Below are 12,157 nucleotides of genomic sequence, written 5' to 3' on the forward strand. Positions count from 1 at the left end.
GAAATTTAGTGCTCATATTTATGCGACCAAATAATTATTATGCCTTGATCTGATCACTACTTGCTCTATAAGTTCAATTTATAATGATCTTGCCGTGCTCTAGAGTTCAATCTAAAGAGCAAAAGCTTGACATGGAGGAAGCTTTTTTAGGAATAAGTAATTTTAAAGATATTGATTATGTTGGTTGCTGGTTTATTAAGAGTGCTAAATACATTAATAACAGTACAAAAGCGGCTCTGGTTTCAACAAGTTCGATTTGTGAAGGTTCACAGGTAAAGGCTCTCTGGCCACATATTAAAGCTCTTAATGTTGAAGTTTATTTTGCGCACAAATCATTTCATTGGGCAAATAATGCCAAAGACAAGGCCGGGGTTACCTGTTCGATAATAGGGTTGCGTGCAAATTTAGAGCAACCGAAATACCTATTTACAGATGGTTTAAAGAAAAGATGTAAGAATATCAATGCATACTTAATTGATGGAATTGATGTTTACGTAAAATCTGAAAAAAAACCTCTTATGAATGTCCCTGCTATGTTGTCTGGAAACTATACAGGGCATGCCCAGCCACTAATGCTTGATGCACCTGAAAAAGAAAACTTGTTGCAATGTTACCCACAAACAACAAAGTTTTTAAGAAAAGTGATTGGCTCTAATGAATTAATAAAGGGCATACAAAGGTGGTGCCTTTGGATAACGGATGAAGATTATGAAGAAGCAATGGGTTGTCAAGAAATTAAAGATAGGGTTGAACTAGTTAAAGCAGCTAGATTAAAAAGTGTAGACAAACTGGCAAATAAATTGGCTTTACGCCCTCATCAATTCAGAGATCTAAATGAGACAAAATTGAATAGTATTGTGGTTCCTACTGTATCTTCTGAAAGAAGAAACTATATGCCAATTGGTTTTATTGATAAGGGTACAATTGTTACGAATAAAGCTATGGTGTTATATGACGTTGATCCTCATATGTTTTCGATATTATCTTCAAACATGCATATGGTTTGGGTTAAAGCTATAGCTGGAAGATTGAGAAAGGATATAAGTTATTCTTCTGTAATTTGTTATAACACCTTTCCATTTCCAAAAGTAAATGAAGATGAAAAAGAAGAGTTTCTGTCTCATACGTTAAATATTATGGCTGCACGTGAGCGTTACCCTAATAAAACTCTTGCGGAGTTATACGATCCGAAAAAAATGCCGCCAGATTTACTTGTAGCTCATAAAGATAACGATAAGTTTGTTGATTCACTGTACAAAAACGAATCGTTTATAAATGATGATGATAGGCTTGAAGAGCTTTTTTCAAGATATATTCAAATGACAGGAGGTCAAAATGCGTAATCTAATGGAATTCAAATATGCCCAAAGTGGTGCTAGTTCAAATACAAATGACATGGGCATGCGAGCCATGCAGTCGCGTGCATATGAGGGCAGAAATAGCCAATACCTTTTATTAAAAGCTCCTCCTGCCTCAGGTAAGTCTCGTGCATTAATGTTTTTAGCATTAGATAAATTGCATAACCAAGGCATTAAAAAAGCGATTGTCGCAGTACCTGAGCGCTCTATCGGTGGCTCATTCGATACTACAGAGCTAAGCAAATATGGCTTCTTTTGTGATTGGGAAGTTGATAACGACAACAACCTTTGTACGCCCGGTGGTGAAACCAGCAAAACTAAAGCCTTTAAACGCTTTATGGCAGGTAGCGATAAAGTGCTAATTTGTACTCACGCTACGTTACGTTTTGCCTTTCAAGAAATTGAAGATACAGCATTTAACGATTGCTTAATTGCTATTGATGAGTTTCATCATGTGTCTGCTGATGGTGAGAATGTATTAGGTGATGTTTTACGCTCGATTATGGAAAACAGTAATGCTCATATTGTTGCCATGACTGGCTCATACTTCCGTGGTGACAGTGTTCCTGTATTAACACCTGAGCTTGAAGCACAATTTGATAAAGTATCATTTAACTATTACGAGCAACTTAATGGTTATAACTACCTTAAATCACTAGGAATTGGTTATCACTTTTATCAAGGTAGATATACCGACGTTATTCATGAAGTACTTAACTCAGAAGAAAATTACGGCAAGAAAACCATCATTCATATTCCTAATGTTAATTCTGGTGAATCAACTAAAGAAAAATATGATGAAGTAGATGCCATTTTAGAAGTATTAGGTGAAGCTGGTAAACGTGATCCTGCTACAGGTGTTATTCCTGTTACTCGTCCTGACGGTACAGTAATAAAGGTAGCCGATTTAGTTGAAGAAAATAACCGTGACGTAATTCAAAACTACCTACGAAATATAAAAAATGTAGATGATATGGATGTGATCATTGCATTAGGTATGGCGAAAGAAGGCTTTGACTGGGAATACTGTGAGCATGCATTAACCGTGGGTTATAGAAGCTCGTTAACTGAAATCATTCAAATAATTGGTCGCTGTACCCGTGATAGCTCAAACAAAAACCATGCGCAGTTTACTAATCTCATAGCCCAACCTGATGCTGAAAATGACCAAGTAACGATTGCCGTGAATAACATGCTTAAAGCAATTACTTGTTCATTGTTAATGGAGCAGGTATTAGCACCAAACTTTAAGTTTAAAGCTAAAAAAGACGATGATTTTGAGCCAGCACCACCTGGCACAATGAAAATTGGAGGCTTTAAAGAGCCAAGTACCAAGCGAACTAAAGACATTATTGAATCAGATTTAGCTGATTTAAAAGCCGCTATTTTGCAAGATGATAAAGTGATTGCTGCATCAGCGGGTAAAGTTGATCCAGAAGTCGTTAATAAAATATTGATCCCTAAAATAATCCAACGTAAATATCCTGATTTAACTGAAGCTGAACTTGAAGAAGTTCGTCAACAAGTAGTCGTTGATTCAGCAGTAAGTACAGCAGAGGTGAGTGAACAAGGCGGTAAAAAGTTTGTTCGCTTAGCTGATAAATTTATCAATATTGATGAATTGAGTATTGATTTAATTGATGAAATTAATCCATTCCAAAAAGCCTTTGAGATACTGTCAAAATCAGTAACTACTGACGTACTTAAACTTATTCAAGAATCGATTCAAACCACCCGCATTCAAATGGACTTTGATGAAGCTAAATTGCTATGGCCTAAAGTTAAGCTGTTTGTTCATGAAAATGGCCGTGAACCTGACTTAAATGCGTCTGACTTTACTGAAAAGCGTTTGGCTGAGTGCTTAATTTACATTAAACAAGAAAAGCGCAAAAGGATGCAAGCGTAATGAAAAATGAAGAATGGCAAAAATTAAAGTCGATGGAAATGGATGACTGGTTAAGCTTTATTAACGATGATGACGAATTAGGGCTTACAGCGGTTAAAGTAAAGTCTAAAGCGCCAACGGCAGACGAGCACTTGGTTGCTAAGTTTCAGGAGATAAATGACTTCTATAAAGCTAATGGTCGGTTGCCTGAAAATAATATGGCAAACATTAGTGAGCTAATGTTATTTAAACGGTTAGATTCTATTAGAGGTAATGACACCCAGTGCCATGCGTTGGTTGATTTTGATGAATTTAACTTATTGCCATTAACGCATGAAGTAGCTGAGCCAACGGCAGGGTTTAAAGTAGAACCGAAACCTGAACCAAAGCCTGTGGTAAAAGAAATTAACTCAGTGGAAGACATATTCGCTGATGATGACTTTGGTTTACTGGGTGATACTGACGATAGCATTTTTAATATAAAACATGTGAAAACAGATAAGCGTGCTGATAGTGACTTTGTGGCAAGGCGTAAACCGTGTAAAGATTTTGATAAATATAAAGATCTTTTCCCTATTGTTCAGCAAGAGCTAAATAGTGGTCAGCGCAAGATTATTGAGTTTGATGATAAAGGTGAAAAACTTCAAGAAGGTGAGTTTTATGTGTTAAGTGGAGTATTGATGTACCTCGAACATATAGATATCACTAGTGAAGCAAAAACGGTAGACGGAAAGCGTTTCAGAAAGGATGGAAGAACACGCTGTATATTTGAAAATGGTACAGAATCGAACATGCTTTATCGCTCTATTGCTAAGTCACTATATGCTGATGGCAAAATGGTTTCATCAAAAGGCGAACACTTCGCTGATATTAAAAATGTTGGTGAAGATGATGAGTCCGCAGGTTTTATTTATATTTTATCAAGCCAAAGCGAAGATCCTCGTATCAATTCAATTTCTAACCTATACAAAATTGGTTATGCGACAACTCCCGTTGCAAAACGTATTGCGAATGCAGCAAATGAACCAACGTACTTAATGGCCCCCGTAAATGTTGTTGCTGAATACGAATGCTACAACATGAATACACAAAAATTTGAAAACTTAATCCATACCGTATTTAAAGATGTTTGCATTGATGTGGAAATAGCCGATTTACAAGGCAATATGTGCAAACCGAGAGAGTGGTTTAGTGTACCAATCGAGCAAATAAATACTGCTATAGAGCTTATTGTGAATGGACAGATTGTTAATTATCGATATAACTCAACGACACAGAAGATAGAATTGCGGTAGTACGTACCAGTTAAACTCTATGATTAAACTAGCATTAACCAGCAAGCACTCTAGGGAAATAAATTGAAAATTTGTAATGTGCATTTAAAGGGATTTAGAAACTTTTCTGATGCGTCAATTAATTTTAATGATAATACATTAGTCATCGGTTCAAATGATGTAGGAAAAAGTAACCTTCTTCATGGCTTACGAATATTGTTAGATAAAAGTTTATCTGAAGCCGATATTGAGCCGAATGAATTAGACTTTCACATTAACCAAGATGGAATTGATGATGAAATTATCATTACTGTTAAATTTTCTGATATCCAAGAAGACGCGGTCATCTCCGTACTTAAAGGTAATGTAAGTGAAGAGAATGAAACTTTTTTGAGATATGTCGCTCAAAAAAGCAGTTTAGATTACCAACTATTTATTGGACCATCGTTAGATGACTTACAGGAAGTTTCTAGTCGTTTTTATCTTAAACATATGCACTTGAAGTATATACAGTCACAACGAGATTTAGATAAATTTATCCGCAAAGAAAAAAGACAGCTACTTAGACTTGCTCAAGAATCACTTTCTAATGATGAGAAAGAGGAAGACGATGAACTCTTGATTGAGATAAGTGGGGATCTAGAAGAGCTTAATGAAAAAGTATCTCAGTTAGTTTATGTTGATAAAGCAACTAATGAAGTGAATGACGAACTTAAAAAATTAGCTCACCACTATGCTGACTATGAAGTACAACTGGATACAGGGGCTATTCAAGTCAATGACTTCATTGAAAAGCTACAACTTGGGGCTAATACAAACGGATCTAATGTGATGTTAGGTGGAGATGGGAGAAATAATCAAATATTGCTTGCCCTATGGAAAGCTAAAAGTGCACAAGAGCATGATTTAGAAAACGAAGTAATATTCTATGTTATTGAAGAGCCGGAAGCGCATTTACATCCTCATCAGCAAAGAAAGTTAGCGTCGTATTTAATTGATGAGCTACCGGGTCAAACGATAATATCTTCTCATTCCCCACAAATAACCGTTAATTTTTCACCTGACTCCATCATCAGGTTACTGCCTCAAGGCTCAGCAACAGTTGCTGCATCTGAAGGTTGCTCAGATTGTATTGAGGCAGGCTGGGAAGATATGAGTTATAGAATGAGTATTTTACCAGCAGAAGCATTTTTTTCTGACGGCATATTCTTAGTAGAAGGTCCATCTGAAATGCTCTTTTATCAATCATTGTCTAAAGCATTAGGTATTGATATTGATTATGAAAATCTGTCGATTCTTTCCGTTGATGGTATTTCATTTAAAGCATTCATATCTATATTAGATGCACTTCAGATCCCATGGACTATGAGAACTGATAATGATGTATCAAAAGTACCTAGGAAAGATGAGTGGCAATATGCAGGGATAAACCGTTGTTTCAGTATAGTAGGGGAAGAAAAACTCGATAATAGTGATACGGAGTTCTTTGCACAAGAAACAGTCGCTAATGGTGAGTGGCAAGCTGCTTCTGAATTGCTTAATGATAAAGGAATATTTTTATCCAAAGTGGATCTAGAAACCGATCTTGTTAGTGAATTAGAAGAAGAAATAAAAACAGCACTAGGGAAGTCAACTGCTAAATCGGCAATTGATTATCTCCAAGGAAAGAAAGCTTTAAGAATGAGAGAATTACTTAAATCTGTTGTAGCTGATCTTCCGAAATTGAATCAAGGTGAACTAGCAAAGCCTTTACATACACTATTAGCGTTAAGAAACTCATAACCATGAGTAATTTCAAACCTACATATCAACAACGAGCCGCAATCGATTACGAAAAAAGTATGGTTGTCACAGCTTGCCCTGGTAGCGGAAAAACTACTGTTATGAAGGAAAAAATACGAGGCATTACGCCAGAACTACCTTCACATAAAGGTGTAATTGCGATTACTTTTACTAAAAAAGCGAGTGAAGAGCTAAAGAGGCGTTGTAATGAAAATGCTCACAACACAAAACGTAGCTTTTTTGGCACAATTGATAGTTTTTGCTTGAAAGAATTGATACTGCCTTTCTTAGGAAGAATATGGGGAGGAGACCCTTCAAGTTGTACTATAGTAAAGAAGCTAGATTCACATCAAAAACTTTATTTTTCAAGTGAATACAAATCTCCAACATTAGCAGACCTTAATGCCGATACTGGTTTTAAAACTCTATATGACGCTGACATACTGTGGATGAATAGTTTTTCTGCATTATCATTAGCGATAATCAATAATTCAATTTCGGCACAACGATATATAAAAGCCCTTTATTCTCATGTATTTATCGATGAATATCAGGATTCTTCAATGCCGCAACATGAGCTGTTTATTAAACTTAAAGAGCTTGGTCTGATTGCAACAGCAGTTGGAGACGTTGATCAGTCAATATTTCGTTTTAGAGGAAGTCAGCCTGAATTCTTAGTAGCCTTAACCGAGGATAATTTGAATTTTAAGCACTTTGAACTCGACTTTAATCATAGATGCCATCCGTCAATTGTGAATTATGCATGTCGTGTTCTGGACCCTGAATACAAGTTAATAGAGCATAAAGATGATAACCGGGTGTATCGCAGAGTTATTACTGGGAACCTAAAAAATGCCGCAGCACACGTTTCGCCTTGGATAAAAGATTGGCTGAAAGACGGTTCTATTGATAAAGCATCTGATGTAGCTATTTTAGCTAAAAAAGAAATCTCATTAAAAGAATTTACATTAGGACTAGATCATAATTATCGGCTGTATACCGACACACCTTTGAATGACTTAGGCACGGGGTGTGCTGATGTATATTCAGATCTGTTTTCATATAAACATGGATCCATTTCTACAGCCCAAGACATCATAGATAAGTACTTTTTCCAATTTCCATCGACAATTATTGCGAGCTTACGAAAAAAATTAAAAGCTATTAGAACAGAGCAGTCTCTAGAATCTTTCATCGAACGTTGTAGTTATCTAATGGAATTGATTGGATATGTTGAATGCGAAGCAGAAAACGAGGCTGTAAGGCTTATATGGTGCAATGACTCACTGGTAAAGTTGTTTAAATCTGTAGATGAAAATGAAGTCCAGCTAATGACACTCCATAAATCCAAAGGATTAGAATTCAAAATTGTTTTCCATATTGATTTGGAAGAGTGGTCTTTCCCATATCAACAGAAAGGTGCTACATGGGACGATATCACTTACCCAAGTTTAGCTGAGGATACTAACCTTCACTATGTTGGAATTACTAGAGCAGAGCAATGTTGTATTTTAATTCAAACGACACTGCGAAGAAATGCAAAAGGCGAGCATAAGAGCTCAAGTCCATCTTACTTTTTAGGCTTGCCTCAGTTAGAAGGTTTGTATCGTTAACCTTGCAACACAGACGAAAATAGAAAAAGGGAATTTATGAAATTTATACATACCTCTGACTGGCATATTGGCCGTCAATTCCACAACGTTTCATTACTTGAAGATCAAAAGCACGTACTTAATCAGTTGATTGAATATATAAAAAGTGAAGATGTTGATGCTTTAGTGATTGCTGGTGATATTTATGACCGATCATTACCTCCAGCTAACGCTGTTGAGTTGCTAGATGATGTTTTGAAGTCAATTTGTATGGATTTAAACATTCCCATTATTTTGATACCGGGTAATCATGATAGCGCAGAAAGAGTTAGGTTTGGCGCTAAGCAAATGAAAGAGTCCGGCTTGCATATTATTGGCAATTTAAATGATGTACTGGAGCCTTCTGTTATTGAAGTAAAGGGAGTTGAAGTTGCTTTTTATGGTATCCCCTACTGTGAGCCATTAATGGTTAGAGATACTTTTGACGTTGAAGTTAAAAGCTTTGATGATGCACATTCCTACTTAGTTAATGAAATAAAAAATGTAATGTCTGACCAGCAGGTTAATGTATTGATTAGCCACTGTTTCATTGATGGTGCGGCTGAATCAGACTCTGAAAGACCTTTACAAATAGGCGGTGCAGATAGGGTTAGTTATCAACCCTGTGTTGAATTTGATTATGTTGCTTTAGGCCATCTTCATAGCCCTCAGTACAAAGGGATGGAGCATATTCGATATTCTGGTTCAATTATGAAGTATAGCTTTTCAGAACAAAACCAGAAAAAAGGCGTCACCCTTGTTGAAGTAGATAAAACTGGGCTTGTTTCGCAAGCCCATTTACCGTTGAAACCTTTAAGAGATATGAGAATCATTGAGGATGAGTTAGATACGGTTATAGAACAAGGAAAAGTAGATCCTAACAGCGATGATTACTTACTGATAAGACTGACTGATAAACATGCCATTTTGGATCCCATGGGTAAATTGAGAGCCGTATACCCCAATGTATTGCATTTAGAAAAACCAGGTATGCTCGAAACTAACTCAAGCGGGTTAAAGCAAGATTCATTGAAGCAAGGGGAGTTAGATATGTTTAAAGATTTCTATTCTCAAATTGCGGGTCAAGAAATGTCTGAGGAACAAAAGCAATTGGTTTCTGAATTAATTGATGGACTAACAAAATAAAGGAATAAAAATGAAACCACTTAAATTAACTGTTCAAGCCTTTGGTCCATTTGCTGGAACTGAGCACATAAAATTTGATGAATTAGGAACGAATCCTTTATTTTTGATTAATGGCCCAACTGGTGCAGGTAAAAGCTCGATCTTAGATGCAATTTGTTTTGCGCTTTATGGGCAAACAACTGGAGCTGAACGTTCAGCTTCACAAATGCGTTGTGATTTTGCTGATATTAAATTATTAACCGAAGTCACATTAGATTTTAGCTTAGCTGATAAAAGCTATCGTATAAAACGCGTTCCAATGCAAGAAAGAGCAAAAAGTGTTGGCGAAGGCACTACATCTCAGAATTCAAAAGCAACATTGTGGGAGCTTGATGGTACAGACAGTAATCGTTTGATGGTGCCTTCTAGTGTTAAGGATGCAGATACTGAAATTAAGGGGCTAATTGGTCTAGATGTTGAGCAGTTCAGGCAAGTTATGGTACTGCCTCAAGGTAAGTTTAGAGAGCTGTTATTAGCTGACTCAAAAGACAGAGAAAAAATATTTAGTCAGCTATTTCAAACCTCTATTTACAAAAAGATTGAAGATGCTTTAAAGCTTCAAGCAGCAGAAATAAGAAAAGCGGTTGAAGAGCACAGAAATAAAATTAAAGGTATTCTCGAAGGTGCAGAAGTAAATACTGAAGAAGAAGTAAGCTCCACTATCGAGTTAATCAAACCCGACTTGGCACTAGCACTTAAAGAAAAAACAACTGCTAACAAAGCCGTTTCCGATTTCGAAAAAGCTGTTGAAGAAGCCAAACAACTACTGAAAAAGTTTGAAGACTTAGATAACAAAAGCAAAGAGTTAGAACAGCACAAGTTATCTAGTGAGCAAATCGAAAGTAAAAAGCTACAATTACAACTTGCCTCTAATGCCCAAAAAATAAAGCCAATATTTGATTCTGTTGTCAACTCAAGTAAAGCATTAACTGAAATCAAGGGTAAGTTTGAACAAAGCAATAAGGACCTATTGGAGTTCGGCGCAAAGCTAAAAGCCGCCATACATTCTTTTGAGAAAGCAGAAGAAGCACACAAAGCTGTTGATGCTTTACAGAAAAAACAAACAGATTTTGAGCAATATTTAAAACTTGCGAGCGATTTACAGCAAGCTGTTTCTAAACTTTCATCAGCTAAAGTAACTGCAACTGCAAGTAAGACAGCACTTGAAGCTAAACAAAAAGATATAGAAGTAATAAAAAGTGAGATCTCTGGTAAAGAGCAAAAACTGGAGAAGCTGTCTGTCGAAATTCAACCTTTAGCTAACGAACAAATTCAATTAGATAAATTGAGCCAAGTACTTAGCAAAAGAAATAACTTAGAGATCTTAAGCGAAGAGTTATCCGAGTTTAATCGATTAACCACAGAAGAAAAAATAGTTTTAGATAAGTCAGAATTAGAGTTAGACGCTAAAACTAAAGCGGCTAAAAAAACTGAATTTTCGTGGCATGCTAACCAAGCGGCCATTCTGGCAAGCGAATTATCCGTTGGAGAACCTTGCCCCGTATGTGGTAGTGAGGAACACCCTAAATTAGCAAGTACGGATGATATGAGTTCTATTGTTACAAAAGAGGATGTCGATAAAGCTAGAGAACTTGTAACTAAATCAAATAAAGCTAGAGAAGCGGCAAAATCAGCATATGACGAAGCGCTTGCTAATGAAAAAGTAAAACAAGGATTAATTACTACGTTAAAAGATGAACTCGGCGAGTCTGCGAACAAATCACTAGTAGAAGTGAAGTCAGCGCATGAAGTGCAAGAAGCTAAGGTTAAAAGCTTACTTTCTATAAAAGATAATATAAAAGAGATCAGCGATAGCATCATTTCAGATAAAGATAAATTATCGGAAATAGAACAGACGATTAAAGCGCTAGAATCAAAAGCATCTTCAGACGATAAACTGCTAATTATTGCGAACTCTTATGTTGTTCAGCTAGAGAACCAAACACCAGAAGATTTCCGTGATATTGAAATGCTTCAGACAGAAATTAAGTCATTAACCCAGCAGATAACGTCTTTAAATGACGGGCTTACCTCAGCTAGGAAAAATAAAGAAGATCAAAAATCGGCCTTTGATAAAGCAGAGGCTACCGATAAATCTATAGCCAGCCAATTAGCCGATATTGAAAAGCAGGACGATGCTGCTCAACTAGCGTGGAAAAAAGCATTAAGCGAAAGTGTTTTTGAAGACCTGAATCACTTTGAAAACTCTTTACTTACCGATGAAAATCAAGCTCAACTAAATGATGATATTGACCAGTATAAAACGAAATTTGATACCTTAACAGGAGCTAAGTCGTTACTTACTAATGAATTGAAAGACAAAAGCAAGCCTAATCTAGATAATGTTGAAGGTGCGTTATCGCAAGCTGAAGTCGATTTCAAAGCTAAAGATGAAAAATGGCGTCAATTAGAAGAACGCAATAATCAGCTTATATCTGTTCAGAAAAAGCTCATTGAAGCACATAAGAAAAATGAAGAGCTGGACAAGCAGTACAAAACCGTTGGTACGTTATATGAAGTTTCTAATGGGTTAACGGGAGATAAAGTTAGCCTTCAACGCTTTGTTCTTAGTGTTTTATTAGATGATGTTTTAATTCAAGCTTCTCAACGACTTTCTATTATGAGCAAAGGCCGATATCAACTAATTAGAAATGAAGAGCGTGCTAAAGGAAATAAAGCATCAGGCTTAGAATTGGAAGTTGATGATGCCTATACAGGCAAATCTCGTCCAGTAGCTACACTTTCTGGTGGTGAATCATTTATGGCGGCTTTATCATTAGCTCTAGGTTTATCTGATGTCGTTCAGTCATATTCTGGCGGAATAAAGCTTGATACGTTATTCATAGATGAAGGTTTCGGTAGTCTAGACCCTGAATCACTCGACTTGGCCATTCGTACTCTAATTGACCTTCAGTCAACAGGTCGCATGATTGGTATTATTTCTCATGTTACTGAGTTAAAAAGCCAAATGGGACATAGAGTTGATGTCACATCAGGCAGGTCTGGCAGTAAAATTTCTGTTATTGCAGCTTAATAAATTAA

7 protein-coding genes are annotated in these 12,157 nt (G+C 36.4%); all 7 read left to right on the forward strand.

The features are described 5' to 3' along the window. Window positions 1-83: 83 nt before the first annotated feature. The 7 genes from CWC14_RS19625 to CWC14_RS02760 all read left to right on the forward strand — a co-directional run bounded on the left by CWC14_RS19625 (window position 84) and on the right by CWC14_RS02760 (window position 12,149). On the forward strand, window positions 84-1,343 hold the full coding sequence (locus CWC14_RS19625) for a type IIL restriction-modification enzyme MmeI (protein ID WP_349654502.1): 1,260 nt from the start codon (window positions 84-86) through the stop codon (window positions 1,341-1,343). Beyond that, the gene (locus CWC14_RS02735) at window positions 1,336-3,264 is read left to right on the forward strand and encodes a DEAD/DEAH box helicase (RefSeq protein WP_138561121.1); all 1,929 of its coding nucleotides are present in this window, start codon (window positions 1,336-1,338) and stop codon (window positions 3,262-3,264) included. The genes CWC14_RS19625 and CWC14_RS02735 overlap by 8 nt, the downstream gene beginning before the upstream one ends. Beyond that, on the forward strand, window positions 3,264-4,538 hold the full coding sequence (locus tag CWC14_RS02740) for a GIY-YIG nuclease family protein (protein WP_212746540.1): 1,275 nt from the start codon (window positions 3,264-3,266) through the stop codon (window positions 4,536-4,538). The genes CWC14_RS02735 and CWC14_RS02740 overlap by 1 nt, the downstream gene beginning before the upstream one ends. A 63-nt stretch (window positions 4,539-4,601) precedes the next feature. Beyond that, a complete protein-coding gene (locus tag CWC14_RS02745; RefSeq protein WP_138561123.1) occupies window positions 4,602-6,299 on the forward strand; it encodes an ATP-dependent nuclease in 1,698 nt (565 codons plus the stop codon). Between the two features lie 2 nt (window positions 6,300-6,301). Continuing rightward, a complete protein-coding gene (locus tag CWC14_RS02750; RefSeq protein ID WP_138561125.1) occupies window positions 6,302-7,912 on the forward strand; it encodes a UvrD-helicase domain-containing protein in 1,611 nt (536 codons plus the stop codon). 36 nt (window positions 7,913-7,948) lie between these two features. Further along, on the forward strand, window positions 7,949-9,076 hold the full coding sequence (locus CWC14_RS02755) for an exonuclease SbcCD subunit D (RefSeq protein ID WP_138561126.1): 1,128 nt from the start codon (window positions 7,949-7,951) through the stop codon (window positions 9,074-9,076). 10 nt (window positions 9,077-9,086) lie between these two features. Beyond that, window positions 9,087-12,149 (forward strand): AAA family ATPase, encoded by a 3,063-nt coding sequence (locus CWC14_RS02760; RefSeq protein WP_138561128.1) that lies wholly within the window; start codon window positions 9,087-9,089, stop codon window positions 12,147-12,149. Window positions 12,150-12,157 lie beyond the last annotated feature (8 nt).

It is taken from the genome of Pseudoalteromonas sp. S3260, from assembly GCF_005886925.1.
Lineage (GTDB): Bacteria > Pseudomonadota > Gammaproteobacteria > Enterobacterales > Alteromonadaceae > Pseudoalteromonas > Pseudoalteromonas tetraodonis.